Origin of the sequence: Streptomyces sp. NPDC096205 (assembly GCF_044763135.1) — a bacterium.
Lineage (GTDB): Bacteria > Actinomycetota > Actinomycetes > Streptomycetales > Streptomycetaceae > Streptomyces.
In genome coordinates, this window is record NZ_JBIWFS010000007.1 from 312,876 (window position 1) to 327,299 (window position 14,424).

At 71.4% G+C, this 14,424-nt stretch carries 12 protein-coding genes; 2 read left to right on the forward strand and 10 right to left on the reverse strand.

Features of this window, described 5'->3' with window-relative positions; all coding sequences use genetic code 11:
- Positions 1–59 precede the first annotated feature (59 nt).
- The 4 genes from ACIQ6Y_RS26295 to ACIQ6Y_RS26310 all read right to left on the reverse strand — a co-directional run bounded on the left by ACIQ6Y_RS26295 (position 60) and on the right by ACIQ6Y_RS26310 (position 4,282).
- Positions 60–2,543 carry a hypothetical protein gene (locus tag ACIQ6Y_RS26295; protein WP_404042433.1) on the reverse strand — a complete coding sequence of 828 codons (2,484 nt, stop codon included), beginning with the start codon at positions 2,541–2,543 and terminating at the stop codon, positions 60–62.
- 198 nt (positions 2,544–2,741) lie between these two features.
- Entirely contained in the window at positions 2,742–3,152 is a 411-nt protein-coding gene (locus tag ACIQ6Y_RS26300; RefSeq protein WP_404042434.1) for a DUF6113 family protein, read from the reverse strand.
- Positions 3,149–4,009 carry an N-acetyl-1-D-myo-inositol-2-amino-2-deoxy-alpha-D-glucopyranoside deacetylase gene (gene mshB / locus ACIQ6Y_RS26305; RefSeq protein ID WP_404042435.1) on the reverse strand — a complete coding sequence of 287 codons (861 nt, stop codon included), beginning with the start codon at positions 4,007–4,009 and terminating at the stop codon, positions 3,149–3,151. The genes ACIQ6Y_RS26300 and mshB overlap by 4 nt, the downstream gene beginning before the upstream one ends.
- 78 nt (positions 4,010–4,087) lie before the next feature.
- Positions 4,088–4,282, reverse strand: a complete 195-nt coding sequence (locus ACIQ6Y_RS26310; protein WP_399645409.1) for a hypothetical protein — start codon at positions 4,280–4,282, stop codon at positions 4,088–4,090.
- 208 nt (positions 4,283–4,490) lie between these two features.
- Here ACIQ6Y_RS26310 and ACIQ6Y_RS26315 point away from each other — a divergent pair, with 208 nt between their 5' ends.
- Positions 4,491–6,623, forward strand: a complete 2,133-nt coding sequence (locus ACIQ6Y_RS26315; RefSeq protein ID WP_404042436.1) for a prolyl oligopeptidase family serine peptidase — start codon at positions 4,491–4,493, stop codon at positions 6,621–6,623.
- Between the two features lie 124 nt (positions 6,624–6,747).
- Here ACIQ6Y_RS26315 and ACIQ6Y_RS26320 read toward each other — a convergent pair whose 3' ends face one another.
- From ACIQ6Y_RS26320 to ACIQ6Y_RS26340, 5 genes are read right to left on the reverse strand one after another with little or no spacing between them, the layout of a single operon-like run.
- On the reverse strand, positions 6,748–7,824 hold the full coding sequence (locus ACIQ6Y_RS26320; protein ID WP_404042437.1) for an ABC transporter ATP-binding protein: 1,077 nt from the start codon (positions 7,822–7,824) through the stop codon (positions 6,748–6,750).
- Positions 7,817–8,791, reverse strand: coding sequence for an ABC transporter ATP-binding protein (locus ACIQ6Y_RS26325; RefSeq protein WP_404042438.1), 975 nt, complete (start codon positions 8,789–8,791; stop codon positions 7,817–7,819). Before ACIQ6Y_RS26325 ends, ACIQ6Y_RS26320 begins: the two co-directional genes overlap by 8 nt.
- A 7-nt stretch (positions 8,792–8,798) precedes the next feature.
- The gene (locus tag ACIQ6Y_RS26330; RefSeq protein WP_404042439.1) at positions 8,799–9,782 is read right to left on the reverse strand and encodes an ABC transporter permease; all 984 of its coding nucleotides are present in this window, start codon (positions 9,780–9,782) and stop codon (positions 8,799–8,801) included.
- A complete protein-coding gene (locus ACIQ6Y_RS26335) occupies positions 9,775–10,698 on the reverse strand; it encodes an ABC transporter permease (RefSeq protein WP_404042440.1) in 924 nt (307 codons plus the stop codon). The genes ACIQ6Y_RS26330 and ACIQ6Y_RS26335 overlap by 8 nt, the downstream gene beginning before the upstream one ends.
- A 7-nt stretch (positions 10,699–10,705) precedes the next feature.
- A complete protein-coding gene (locus tag ACIQ6Y_RS26340) occupies positions 10,706–12,343 on the reverse strand; it encodes an ABC transporter substrate-binding protein (RefSeq protein WP_404042441.1) in 1,638 nt (545 codons plus the stop codon).
- A 225-nt stretch (positions 12,344–12,568) separates the two neighbouring features.
- Here ACIQ6Y_RS26340 and ACIQ6Y_RS26345 point away from each other — a divergent pair, with 225 nt between their 5' ends.
- Positions 12,569–13,309, forward strand: a complete 741-nt coding sequence (locus ACIQ6Y_RS26345) for a class I SAM-dependent methyltransferase (protein WP_404042442.1) — start codon at positions 12,569–12,571, stop codon at positions 13,307–13,309.
- 7 nt (positions 13,310–13,316) lie between these two features.
- On the opposite strand, the gene ACIQ6Y_RS26350 is transcribed toward ACIQ6Y_RS26345, so the two are convergent.
- Positions 13,317–14,423, reverse strand: a complete 1,107-nt coding sequence (locus ACIQ6Y_RS26350) for an ABC transporter ATP-binding protein (protein WP_404042443.1) — start codon at positions 14,421–14,423, stop codon at positions 13,317–13,319.
- Position 14,424: the final 1 nt, after the last annotated feature.

The following is a 14,424-nucleotide window of genomic DNA, read 5'->3' on the forward strand; positions in this document are numbered from 1 at the left end:
GGGGCACGTCGAGGGGCACCCGCTTTTTCGTGCGGGTGCCCCTCCTTGTGCCGCTTGCCTCAGTTCGGGTTGGTGTCGATCGTCGCCGTGCGCTCCGCCTTGGTCTTGCCGCGCAGCGCCTGGCGGAGGGCGCCGACCACGTCCTCGGGCAGGACGCCGCGCTTTCCGGTGGCCGTCTGGATCTCCACGCCCTCGAAGGTGCTGCCGTATGCCTCCTTGAGGGCGTCCAGGTCGTAGGTGTCGACGAGCTTTCCGTCGATGGCCTTGACGCCGAGGATCTTGGGCAGGGAGAGCGAGCCGAAGTCGATGCTGTGCGCGTCGTCGACCTTGACCGTGACGCGGTCGGACATCGCGGGCTGCGCGAACTCCTTCATCATCCGGTCGACCTCGGCGTTGCTGATCGTCGGCTGCCGGGTCGTGGTGGGGACCCGCACCGGCGTGGTCGCACCGGACTCGACCTGGGTGCGGAAGGCGTCCTCGACGGCCTGGCCGGCCTGGTCGACGGCGATGCCCTTGCCCGGCTTGCCGTAGACCGCGACCGCCTTGCCGGACGCGAAGCTGATCGTGCCCTCGGTCACCGAGCCGGAGCCGCCCGCGGCCGTGGACAGGGCCGAGTGCAGCTTCTCCTCGTCGACCGGCATGACCGGCTCCACGACCCGCTCGTTGCCGAAGAGCGAGCCGATCACCGAGACCGGGTTGTAGTCGCTGGTCGCGGCCTCGCGGACGGTGGCCTGGGTGTCGAACTGCAGACCCGCCTGGTCCGGCTTCAGCGCGACCGTGTCGTCGCCGACGGTGAGCTTGAGCGGGTTGTCGACCCGGTCGCCGAAGGCCTCGTCGAGCTTCTTGACGGCGTCGTCGCGGGTGCCGCCGCCGATGTCCACGCCGAGCACGGTGGTGCCCTTGGGCACGTCGGAGTGGTTCATCAGCAGGCCGGCGCCGTACGCCCCCGCCGCAATCACGATCACGCCGCTGCCGAGCAGCACCAGCTTGTTGCGGCCCTTCTTCTTGGCGCCCTTGCCGCGGGCCGGCGCCGCCGCGGGCACGTTCTGCTGCACCGGCTCGGGCAGCTTCGGCGGGGCGTGGTGCAGGGGCCCGTCGGTGCCGGGGCCGGCGAAGTCGTGCGCGTCCTGCGGGACGACCGGGATGCCGCTGGTGACGGTGTGGCCGGAGATGTTGTCCGCGGGGCTCGCGAAGCCGCCGGGCGGCTCGGGGGCCGGCTTCTGCGGGGTGAGGATCGCGGTGTCGTCGCTCATGCCACCGCCGGGGCCGCCACCCGGGTACGGGGTGCCGCCCGGCGCGGTGGGAGCGCCGGGGCCGGTCGGGGCGTGGGGGGACTGGGGCGGGCGGGGGGCACCGGGGGCGCCGGGCACGCGGTGGGTGGCAGGGGTGCCGCCGGGGCCACCGGGGCCGCCGAAGGGGCCCGGGCCTGCCGGGCCGTTGCCCGGGATGCCGTTGGGGCCGGGGCCGCCGTGGGGGCCGGGGCCCGCCAGGCCATTGCCCGGGATGCCGTTGGGGCCGGGGCCGCCGTGGGGGCCGGGGCCTGCCAGGCCATTGCCCGGGCCGCCGTTGGGGCCGGGGGCGCCCGCGACCGGCGGGACGACCGGGCCGTCGCCGGTGACCGGGCCGGTGGTGGGGCCCGCGGGGCCCTGGGGGCCACCGCGGCCGCCTCGGCCGTCGGGGCCGTTGAAGCCGTTCGGGCCGCCCGGGCCCTGGCCGGCGGGTCCGGGCTGGTCGGGGCCGCCGTAGCCGGGACGGGTGCCCTGCGGGGCCTGCCCGTCCTGGCCGTCGGCGAAGTACGGCAGGTCGTCGCGGCGCGGCTCGTCGGCGCCCGGGCGGGTGCCGCCGCCCAGCGGGCCGGCCGCCAGCGCCTCGGTGACGTCGAAGGAACCGGTGCCGCCGCCGTGGCCGGGAGCCACGGGGCCGCCGGTCGCACCGGGCAGACCGGCGCCGTTGGTGCCACCGGGGCGGGAGCCGCCGGGCATGTTCATCGAGCCGACCACACCACCGGGACGACCCGCGCCGGGACGCGGCCCGCCGGGGGCGGGAGCGGCACCGGGGCGCGCGCCACCGGGTGCGGCGCCCGCAGCAGGGCCCGTGGAGGGCGCGCCCGAAGTGCCGGGCGGCGGGGCGCCGTTGCCGGAGCCTCCGGTCGGACCGGGCTTGGCGGCACCGGACTTGCGCGGGGCGAACCACTCGCTCGTCTTCTCCTCCGCGCCGCCCTGCGCGGGCTCGGCGGAAGCCTCGGCGGCGGGCGCGGCCGGTGCGGCGGGCGCCTCGGGCTCGGCGGAGGTGTCGCCGGCCTCGCTGTCACCGACGGGCTTGCGCACCACGACCGGCGGGATGGGCCGGGACCCGGGGATGTTGATCCGGATCCGGGTGGTCAGCGTGGTCTCGGTCTTGCGTTCCTCGGGCGCGGGCGAACGGCCCGCTCCCGCGCCCCCGTCGGCGACCACAGGGGTGCCGTACGGCGGCGTGCCCGAGGGGTATGCGGCTCCGCCGCGCCCGTTGGGCCCGGAGGACGGACTGTCAGTTTCACGACTCAAGGCAGGTTCTCCCGGTTGGCTCCGCCGCCCGTTGCGACCTCACTCTGCTTGGGGGTCCCCCCGGCCCGAGTGGAAGTCGAGCGCTGGGGGAGGCTCGGCGGCGCGCACCACCATACTGGCCGCTTGTGGCGCGTATCCCACGACCGCTGTGGAAACCCACACGGGACTCCCACGCGCGCGTGACGGCGAAGTGGTACGTCACTTCCCAAGTCGGACGGCGGGGCCGTCCGGTTGCCGTCCCTGCGCAAGCGTGGCGCACATCACAGCGACGGCCATGCCGCCGAGCAGGAAAAGGTACGAGCCCGCACCCGCCGCGAACACGAAGTCGCCTTCCGGACGGCTGGCGGTGAGCAGGACCACGGAGACCATCCAGCCGGCCGCGCCCGCCACGGCCCCGCCGCGCCCGCCGGTGGCCCGGGCCGCGCCCAGGAACAGCCCGGCCGCGCCGAGCAGCGCGAGCAGCAGGCCGCCCGGGAACCAGCCGGACTGCACCAGCGCCCCGGCCGCGCCGACGACCGCGCCGAGCACGAGCAGCAGCACGTAGACGGCGATCCGCGCGGCGGAGGGCGCGCGCAGCGGCTGCGCGAGCATCGAGGGACGGTCGTTCACGGTGCCTCTCCGATTCCGGCGAACAGGTCGCGGTCGTCGCCCTCGGCGCGCTCGCCGCGCACCAACTCGTAGTACTCGTCGGCGAACAGCGGCTGCGCGAGCTCGTTGGAGAGCGCGAACCAGGGCTCCGCGACAGCGATCTGGGTCGCGTGCGCGCGCATCGCGGCGGCCTTCGCGGCGACGTGGGCGGGGGCGCCGTGGACGCGGGTGGTGATCTGCTCGTCCTCCACGACACCGGGTACGTCGGCGACGACCGCGCTCTTGTCGAACGGCAGCCCGGCGAGCTCGTCGTCCAGCCGCGCGAAGGCCTCGTCGGCGACGGTCCGCGGGACCCGGTTCCAGTACACGCGCTCGACAGGCACGCCCTCGGCGTCGGCCAGCTCGACGGCTCGCATCGCGACGCGGTGGGCCTGGATGTGGTCGGGGTGGCCGTAGCCGCCGTTCGGGTCGTACGTGACCATCACCTGCGGCCGCACCTCCCGGATGACCTCCAGCAGATGCCCCGCGGCCTCGTCCACATCGGCCCCCCAGAAGGCACCGGGCAGCTCGTTGTCGGCCAGGCCCATCATTCCGGAGTCCCGGTACCGCCCGGCCCCGCCGAGCTGCCGGAAGTCGGACACCCCGAGCGCCTCCATGGCAGCCCCGAGCTCCCGCCGCCGGTACTCCCCCAGCGCGTCCCCGCTCAAGTGCGCCAGCTCCGCCGGAATGACCTCCCCCAGCTCCCCCAGCGTGCAGGTCACCAGGGTCACCCCGACCCCGTCCGCGGCGTACTTCGCCATCGTGACGCCGTTGTTGATCGACTCGTCGTCCGGGTGCGCGTGCACCAGCAGAAGACGCCGGGCAGGGAGGTGGGTCATGGGGTAAGGGTACGAGGTGGGGGGCCGCGGCCGAGGCAGCGGACCTCGGTGCAGCGCGCAGGCCCCGCCCGGCCCGGATCAGAAGCTGATGCTGCCGACCATGTCGGCGATGTTGGTCGTCAGTTCGTTGATCGTGGGTGACAGGGTCGAGGAGGCGAGGTAGAAGCCCAGGAGCATGCAGACGACAGCATGTCCGGCCTTCAGTCCCGACTTCTTGATCAGGATGAAGACGATGATCGCCAGCAGCACCACCGCCGAAATCGAGAGTGCCACGGCGGTTCACCTCCACTCAGATCCACTCGGAGCACATTGACCGGGAAGCCGTACATCCGTACAGCCGTAAATCCATACCGGAGCCAGCAGGTTCATACCCACATAGCGTTAGTGATCATAGCTATCCGTGCGCGCGCATAGTTGGGCGCACGGATGCGCAAGGGAGCGCATGGCCAATCATCGGCGTCGTCCCCCATAGGGTCGGCTCATGACGATCGAGCCTGCTGACTCCTTCCCCCGCCGGCACGCCCGGACCCAGCGGTTCACGCTCGGCGCGCCGCGTTCGTTCACGGTCGCGCCGGACGGTTCGCGTGTCGCGTTCCTGCGGTCGGCCTCCGGCACGGACCGGGCCAACTCCCTGTGGGTGCTGGACCTGGCGGACAACCAGGCCGACGGCCGGGAGCGGGTCGCCGCCGATCCTCGCGCCCTGCTCGGCGACAGCCGGGAGCAGCTGTCCCCGCAGGAGCGGGCGCGGCGTGAGCGCAGCCGGGAGGGCGGGGCCGGGATCGTCGGGTACGCCACCGACAGGGCCGTGGAGTTGGCGTCCTTCGCGCTGTCCGGCCGGCTGTTCGCGGCCGAGCTGCGGGCCGGGACCACCCGGGAACTGCCCGTGCCGGGGCCGGTGATCGATCCGCGGCCCTCCCCGGACGGGCGTCTCGTCGCCTATGTCCACGCGGGCGGGCTGCGGGTGGTCGGGGCCGAGGGGCAGGAGGACCGGGTGCTGGCGGCGGCGGAGTCGGACGGCGTGTCGTACGGACTCGCGGAGTTCATCGCGGCCGAGGAGATGGGGCGTTCGCGGGGGTTCTGGTGGTCGCCGGAGTCGGATCGGCTGCTGGTGGCGCGGGTGGACGACACGCCGGTGCGGCGGTGGTGGATCTCGGATCCGGCGCAGCCGGAACGTGACCCACAACACGTCCCTTATCCGGCTGCCGGGACGGCGAACGCGGACGTGCGGCTGTTCGTGTTCGGGCTCGACGGGGTGCGGACCGAAGTCGTCTGGGATCGGGCGCGGTACCCGTATCTCGCGCATGTGCACTGGTCAGGGGCGGGTGCGCCGCTGATTCTGGTGCAGGCCCGGGACCAGCGCAGCCAGCTGTATCTGGCTGTGGACCCGGACACCGGCGCGACCCGGATGGTGCACGCGGACGAGGACCCGATTTGGCTTGATCTTTTCGCCGGGGTGCCCTGCTGGTCGCCCTCCGGGCAGCTCGTGCGGATCGCGGACGAGGGCGGCGCGCGGGTGCTGGCGGTCGGGGAACGGCCGCTGACCGGGGCGCAGTTGCATCTGCGGGCTGTACTCGACGTGGGGGACCACGATGTCCTGGTCTCCGCCTCCGCGGGGGCCGGCGCCGCCGACCCCGAGGTCGGCGAGGTGCACGTCTACCGGGTCAACGAGCTCGGCGTGGAACGCCTGTCGGAGGAGCCCGGCGTGCACGCGGCGGTGCGCGCCGGGGGCGTGACCGTGCTGGTGTCGGCGACCCCCGACCGGCCCGGGTCCCGGGTGCGGGTGCTGCGGGACGGGAAGCCGGCCGCGACTGTCATGTCGTACGCCGAAGATCCCGGTTTGTCCCCGCGCATGCTGCTGACCGAGGGGGGCGCACGACGCATCCCGTGCGCCCTGCTTATGCCTACGGACTACGACGGAGTCACTCCCCTGCCGGTGCTGCTCGACCCTTACGGGGGTCCGCACGGGCCGCGGGTGGTCGGGGCGCACAACGCGCATCTGACCTCGCAGTGGTTCGCCGAGCAGGGGTTCGCCGTGCTCGTCGCCGACGGACGCGGCACGCCCGGGCGGTCGCCCGCCTGGGAGAAGAGCGTCCAGCACGCCTTCACCGCCTCCCTCGACGACCAGATCGACGCGCTGCAGGACCTCGCCCGCTCGCATCCGCTGGATCTGTCGCGGGTGGCCATCCGGGGCTGGTCGTACGGCGGTTGGCTCGCGGCGCTGGCTGTGCTGCGGCGGCCGGACGTGTTCCACGCGGGGATCGCCGGGGCGCCGGTGACGGACTGGCGGCTGTACGACACGCACTACACCGAGCGGTACTTGGGCGACCCGGTCGCCAACCCCGCGGTGTACGCGCTGAATTCGCTGGTCACCGACGAGGGGCTGTCCGCCCCCGCGGAGCCGCACCGGCCGCTGATGATCGTGCACGGGCTCGCCGACGACAACGTGGTCTTCGCGCACGCCTTGCGGCTGTCCTCGGCCCTGCTGGCCGCGGGACGCCCGCACGAGGTGCTGCCGCTGTCCGGCGTGACCCACATGACCCCGCAGGAGCAGGTCGCCGAGAACCTGCTTCTCTTCCAGGTCGACTTCCTCAAGCGGTCCCTGGGACTCGCCTGACCGCACGGCGGCGGGCCGGGATGACATGGTGCATCCCGGCCCGCTTACGGCACCCGCACGGCCGTACGCTGTTCAGCCTCGCGCGTCCGTATATCGGAACAGGGTCGGCCGAGTTGCGCCCGTGTTACTCCGGCACCCGGCCCTTCGCGGGGCCCGGGTCCTCCGGCGGCACCACCTGCTTCTCCTCCGCGAACAGACAGGCCGAGTCATGGGCGCCCGGGCCGCCGGCGGGGGCCAGATGGGAGGGGATCGCGAGCAGGGGGACCTCTTCGGCGCAGCGGGGGCGGGCCTTGAAGCAGCGGGTGCGGAAGCGGCAGCCGGAGGGGATGTTCGTCGGGGACGGGACGTCTCCGGTGAGGATGATGCGCTCGCGGTGCTCCCGGGCCTCCGGGTCGGGCACCGGGACCGCCGACAACAGGGCCTGTGTGTAGGGGTGGGTGGGGTGGTCGTAGATCTCGGCGTCCCTGCCGAGCTCGACGATCCGGCCGAGGTACATCACCCCGACCCGGTCGGAGATGTGCCGGACGATCGACAGGTCGTGGGCGATGAAGACGTAGGAGAGGTCGAACTCCGCCTGGAGGCGGTCCATGAGGTTGATGACCTGGGCCTGGACGGAGACGTCCAGCGCCGACACCGGCTCGTCCGCCACGATCACCTCGGGGCGCAGCGCCAGGCCCCGGGCGATGCCGATGCGCTGGCGCTGCCCGCCGGAGAACTGGTGGGGGTAGCGGTTGATGTACTCGGGGTTGAGGCCGACCACGTCCAGGAGGTCCTGGACATGTCTGCGGCGGTCTCCCTTGGGGGCCACCTCGGGGTGGATCTCGTAGGGCTCCCCGATGATGTCGCCCACCGTCATACGGGGGTTGAGGGAGGTGTACGGGTCCTGGAAGACCATCTGGATGTTGCGGCGGACGGCTCTGAGGGCCCTGCCGGACAGCTTGGTGATGTCCTCGCCCTTGTAGCGGATCTCCCCCGCGGTCGGCTTCTCCAGGTTGACCAGCAGCTTGGCGACGGTGGACTTGCCGCAGCCGGACTCGCCGACGATGCCGAGGGTCTCGCCGCGGTGGAGGGTGAAGTCCACTCCGTCGACGGCCTTGACCGCGCCGATCTGCTTCTTGAAGAGGATGCCCTGGGTGAGCGGGTAGTGCTTGACGAGTCCGCGCACCTCGATGATCGGCTCGGTCGTTGAGGCATCAGCCATCGATGCACTCCCTCCAGAAGTGGCAGGCGCTGCGCCGGTCCTCGTCGACCTCGTAGAGGGGTGGTACGTCGGTGCGGCAGACGTCCCTGGCCATCGGGCAGCGGGGGTGGAAGGCGCAGCCCGGGGGGATGTGGAGGAGGTTCGGCGGCAGGCCCTTGATGGCGTAGAGCTCCTGGCCCTTCTGGTCCAGGCGCGGGATGGAGTCGAGCAGGCCCCTCGTGTAGGGGTGCGCGGGGTTCTTGTAGATGCCGTGGACGGGGGCCGTCTCCACGATGCGGCCCGCGTACATCACCGCGATGCGGTCGGCCACGTCGGCGACGACGCCGAGGTCGTGGGTGATGAGGATGAGGCCCATCCGCAGTTCGCGCTGGAGTTCCGCGAGCAGGTCCATGACCTGGGCCTGGACGGTGACGTCGAGGGCTGTCGTCGGTTCGTCGGCGATGATCAGGGCCGGTTCGAGGGCCAGCGCCATGGCGATCATGATGCGCTGGCGCATGCCGCCGGAGAACTGGTGGGGGTACTGGCGGACCCGTTCCTTGGCGGCGGGGATACGGACGCGGTCCATCAGCTCGACGGCCTTGGCGCGGGCGTCCTTCTTCGACATGCCCTGGTGGACGACGAACATCTCGCCGAGCTGGTCGCCCACGGACAGGACGGGGTTCAGCGAGGACAGCGCGTCCTGGAAGATCATCGCCATCTCGGCGCCGCGGACCTTGCGCCGCTCCTCCTCCTTGAGCTTGAGCAGGTCCTTGCCCTGGAAGAGGATCTCGCCGCCGGTGATCTTCCCGGGCGGCATGTCGAGGATGCCCATGACGGCCTGGGCGGTCACCGACTTGCCCGAGCCGGACTCGCCGAGCACGGCGAGGGTCTCGCCGGCGTCGACGGCGTAGCTGACGCCGTTGACGGCCTTGGCGATGCCGTCGCGGGTCTTGAACTGCACGTGCAGATCGCGCACTTCGAGCAGCATCGGGCCGTCACCTCAGCTTCGGGTCGAGGGCGTCGCGCACCGCGTCGCCGAGCATGATGAAGGCCAGGACGGTGACGGCGAGCGCGCCGGAGGGCCACAGCAGCGCGTGCGGGGCGTTGCGGACGTACGGGGAGGCGGCGGAGATGTCGATGCCCCAGGAGACGCTGGGCGGCTTCAGGCCGACGCCGAGGTAGGACAGGGTGGCCTCCAGCGCGATGTAGGTGCCGAGCGCGATGGTGGCGACGACGATGACCGGGGCGACGGCGTTGGGCGTGATGTGCCGCAGCAGCATGCGGGAGTTGGACGCGCCCAGCGCGCGGGCCGCCTGGACGTAGTCGTTCTGCTTGGCGGTGATGACGGAGCCGCGGGCGATGCGGGAGATCTGCGGCCAGCCGAGCAGCACCATGAACCCGATGACCGGCCAGACGGTGTTGCTGGTGACCACGGACAGCAGCACCAGGCCGCCGAGGATGACCGGGATGGCGAAGAAGACGTCGGTGATGCGGGACAGGATCGCGTCCCAGACGCCGCCGAAGAACCCGGCGAGCCCGCCGAGCACCGAGCCGAGGAGCGCGACCCCGAGCGTGGCGCACACGCCGACGGTGACGGACGTACGGGCGCCGTAGACGGTGCGCGTGTACACGTCGCAGCCCTGTCCGTCGAAGCCGAAGGGGTGGCCGGACTGGGAGCCCTGCTGGGCCTTGGCGAGGTCGCACTTCAGGGGGCTCTCGGAGGCGATGACCGAGGGCCACAGGGAGACGAAGACCAGGAACAGGATGACCAGGCCGGAGATGATGAAGACGGGGTTGCGGCGCAGGTCGTGCCAGGCGTCGGACCACAGGCTGCGGGGTTTGCCGGTGGGGCCGGTGCCGCCGGGGCCGGGTGCCTTCTCCAGCGTGGTCGCCTCGCTCGCGGCGAGGTCCATCGCGCCGCCCATGCCGGTGCCGGCGATGGCGCCGTCGTGTGCGCCGGTGTCCTGGGGGTCAGGCATAGCGGATCCTCGGGTCGAGTACGGCGTACAGGAGGTCGACGAGCAGGTTGGCGACCAGGAAGACCAGGACGAGGACGGTCACGAACCCGACGACGGTCTGGGTGTTCTGCCGGACGATGCCCTGGTAGAGCTGGTAGCCGACGCCGTGGATGTTGAAGATCCGCTCGGTGACGATCGCGCCGCCCATCAGGGCGCCGACGTCGGCGCCGATGAAGGTGACCACGGGGATCAGGGAGTTGCGCAGCAGGTGCCGGGAGATGACCCGGCGCCTCGGCAGGCCCTTGGCGATGGCGGTGCGGACGTAGTCGGAGCGCCGGTTCTCCGCGATGGAGGTGCGGGTCAGGCGGGTGACATACGCCAGGGAGACCGAGGCCAGGACGAGGCCGGGCAGGATCAGCTCGTCGAAGGGCGCGCCCGAGGAGACGGACGGGCGGATCCAGCCCCATTCGACGCCGAGCAGCAGCTGGAGCAGCAGGCCGGTGACGAAGGTGGGCACGGAGATGACGACGAGGGTGGCGATCAGGACGGCCGTGTCGACGGGCCGCCCCCGGCGCAGTCCGGTGACCACGCCGAGGGTGATGCCGATGACGATCTCGAAGAGGATCGCGACGATCGTGAGCCGGATGGTGACGGGGAAGGCCGTCGACATCAGCTCGGTGACCTCCTGGCCGTTGAAGGCGGTGCCGAAGTCGCCGGTGAAGACGTTCCCCATGTAGGTCAGGTATTGCTGCCACACGGGCTTGTCGAGGCCGAACTCATGACGGAGCTGTGCGGCGGTCGCCGGGTCGCACTGCCGGTCGCCGCACAGGCCCGCGATGGGGTCGCCCATCACGTTGACCATGAGGAAGATCAGCAGGGTGGACCCGATGAACACCGGGATCATCTGCAGCAGTCGGCGGACGACGTACCGCCCCATGGCGCGCTCAGCCCACCTTGATCTCGTTGTAGACGGGGACGCTGAACGGGTTCAGCGCCACATTGGAGAGCCGGTCGGACCAGCCCGCGCTGCCGTTCTGGTACCACAAGGGGATCGCGGCCATCTCGTCGCGGACGACCTCCTCGGCCTGCTGGAACGTCTCCACGGCCTTGGCGATGTCGGTCTCGGCGTTGGCCTTGTCGACGAGGTCGTCGAACTTCGGGCTGGACCATTTGCCGTCGTTGGAGGGGGCGTTGGTGTAGTACAGCGGCTGGAGGAAGTTCTGGATGAGCGGGTAGTCCATCTGCCAGCCGGCCCGGAAGGGGCCGTGGAGCTTCTGGGTGGAGGCCTGGCTGCGGAAGTCGGCGAAGGTGCCGATGGGGTTGCCGACGCAGGCCTTCTCGTTGTCGAGGGCGTTGTTGATGGAGTTGCACACGGCGTCGACCCACAGCTTGTGGGAGCCGGTGTCCGCGTTGTACGTGATCTTGACCTGGCCGCCGGGGAGGCCGCCGCCCTCCTTGATCAGCTTCTTGGCCTCGTCGGCGTCGTACTCGCACCACTCACCGCACAGGCCCTCCTTGAAGCCGCCCTCCTCACCGAGGACGGGTGAGGTCCAGTCGGTTGCGGGGGTGCGGGTGTTCTGGAAGATCGTCTTGGTGATCTGGTCGCGGTCGATGGCGCGAGAGAGGCCCTTGCGGACCTTGTCGCCGTTCGGCTTGTTCCAGTTCTTGTCGTAGAACGGGAAGGCGAGCGTCTGGATGATGCCCGCCGGGGTGTTGAGGTAGCGGTCGCCGAGGTCGGCCTTGACGTTGGTCAGCTGGGCGGCGGGCACGTCGTCGACGAGGTCGAGGTTGCCGGCCATCAGGTCGGTGTAGGCGGTGTTGTTGTCGGTGTACACCTTGAGGGTGACGCCGCCGTTCTGCGCGCCGTCCGGGCCCGGGTAGGCGTCCCACGTCTTCAGCCGCATCTCGGAGCCCTTGGTGTACGACTCCACGGTGTACGGGCCGTTGCCGACGGGCTTGGACAGCCAGGCGGAGTGGTCGTCGAAGAAGGCGCGGGGAAGGGGGTTGAAGGCGGTGTAGCCGAGGGTGTCGGGGAAGCTCGAGAACTTCTGGGTGAGCTTGACGGTGAAGGTCTTCGGGTTGACGACCTTCAGGCCGGACATGGTCTCGGCGGTCTGCTTGCCCTTGTCCGGGTGGACCTTGTCGTAACCCTCGATGTAGCCGAAGAAGTACGCGTTCTTCTGGTTGTTCTTCAGACTCGCGCCGTAGTTCCAGGCGTCCACGAAGGACTGGGCGGTGACCTTCTCGCCGTTGGAGAACGTCCAGTCCTTGATGGTGATGGTGAAGTTCTGCGAGTCCTTCGTGTCGATCTTCGCGGCGACCATGTCCTTGGCCTCGCCGGTCTTCGGGTCGTAGCGCTTGAGGCCCCGGAAGACCATGTCCATCACCTTGCCGCCCTGCACCTCATTGGTGTTGGCCGGCTCCAGCGGGTTCTGCGGGTCGGTCCAGGAGGAGGAGAGCACCGCGCCGCTGTCGGCTTCGCCACCGCCGCCGCCCCCGTCGTCGCCGCCTCCGCAGGCCGTCGCCGCGAGGACTACCGCCGTCGCGCATGCGGCCCATTTGGCGTGCGTGGCTCCGCGCATGGAGTGCCTCCTCGTGAATGCGCAGTGATGCGCTGTCGTGCGCTGTGCCGCCAGCGCCGTGGCGCTGACCCGTCATCGGCCAATATCGGGGCATTCGGTGCACACCGCACACGCACGGGGCCCTTTGGGCGACGCGTGCGTCCTGATGGGCGTACACCCTGCGTTCACCGGGCGTAAATCCGCGTTTTCTGTACTGACCGACGATTCAGCAGGCACACTGCCGGGATGGTTGATCACTCCTACGCCGACCTGGAGCTCGCGCGGCTGTACGACGCCCTCAACGGCTGGGGGCCCGACGACGACTTCTACCTGGACCTGGTGATGTCCGCGCGGGCCGTGCTGGACGTCGGCTGCGGGACGGGCAGGCTGCTGCGCGGCGCGCGGGCGGCCGGGCACACCGGGCGGCTGACCGGCGTCGACCCGGCCGCGGCGATGCTGGTGCAGGCCCGCCGGGCCGCGCCGGACGTGGAGTGGGTGCTCGGGGACCTGGAGTCGGTCCGCTGGCAGGGCGAGTTCGACCTCGCCGTGATGACCGGACACGCCTTCCAGGAGCTGCTGGGGAACGAGGCGGTCAGGCGGCTGCTGGCCGGGGTGCGGTCGGCTCTGGCGCCGGGAGGCCGCTTCGTCTTCGAGACGCGCAACCCCGCGGCACGGGCGTGGGAGGCCTGGACGCCGGACCGGGTGCACGAGATCGCCGATCCGTACGGCGCCGAGGTGCGGGTGTGGCACGAGGTGGCCGGGCCGGTCGTCGGGGACCGGGTGACCTTCACCGAGACGTTCTCCAGCGAGCGCTGGGACCGCGACCGGGTGAGCCGCAGCGTCCTGCGGTTCCTGGACGCGGACGCGCTGGACGCCTTCCTGGCGGAGGCCGGGTTCGAGGTCGCGGCCCGATACGGCGACTGGCGGCGAGGGCCGTATGCCCCCGCCGCCAGCCGCGAGATCGTCACCGTGGCCCGAAGGGCCTAGCGGGAACTCACTCCGCGTCCTCCAGCGCCTTCAGGGCCGGGTCCAGGATGACCGCCTCGGAGCGCTCCGCCGTCGGGTCCTCCGGGAAGTGGCAGGCCGTCAGGTGGCCCGCACGGTTGCCGGAGAGCTGGACCAGCGGGGGCTCCTCCGTGGCGCACTTGTCCTGGGCCTTCCAGCAGCGGGTGCGGAAGCGGCAGCCGGACGGCGGGTGGATCGGCGAGGGCACGTCGCCGGCCAGGCGGATGCGCTCGCGGGGCTCGGCGTCGTCGGAGACGTCCACCTCGGGCACGGCCGACAGGAGGGCGTGCGTGTACGGGTGGCGGGGCCGGTTGTAGATGGAGTCCCGGTCACCGACCTCGACCACCTTGCCGAGGTACATCACCGCGACGCGCTGCGAGAAGTGCCGCACGATCGCCAGGTCGTGGGCGATGAAGACGAACGCGATACCGAGCTCGTCCTGCACCTTCTGCAGCAGGTTGACGACCTGCGCCTGGATCGACACGTCGAGCGCGGAGACCGGCTCGTCGGCCACGATCAGCTTCGGGTTCAGCGCGAGCGCACGGGCGACACCGATGCGCTGGCGCTGGCCGCCGGAGAACTCGTGCGGGAAGCGGTTGTAGTGCTCGGGGTTGAGGCCGACCAGCTCCAGCAGCTCACGCACACGCGTCTCGCGGCCGCCCGGGGGGTTGATCCCGTTGACCTCCATCGGCGACTTGATGATCGTGCCGACGGTCTGCCGCGGGTTCAGCGACGAGTACGGGTCCTGGAAGATCATCTGAATCTCGGACCGGACCGGCGCGATCTGCCGGCGCGAGGCGTGGGTGATGTCCTGGCCCCGGTAGGTGATCTGGCCGGCCGTCGGCTCCAGCAGACGGGTGACGAGCCGGCCCATGGTCGACTTGCCGCAGCCGGACTCGCCGACCACACCGACGCTCTCGGCGACGCCGACGGTCAGGTCGACACCGTCGACGGCCTGGACCGCGCCGACCTTCCGCTTGATCGGGAAGCCGCCGTAGATCGGGAAGTGCTTGGTGAGGCCCTTGACCTCGAGCAGCGTCTCCGGCGTGGTGTCGGCGGAGCCCTGCTGTGCGGGGAGGGTGAGGTTCTCGCTCATG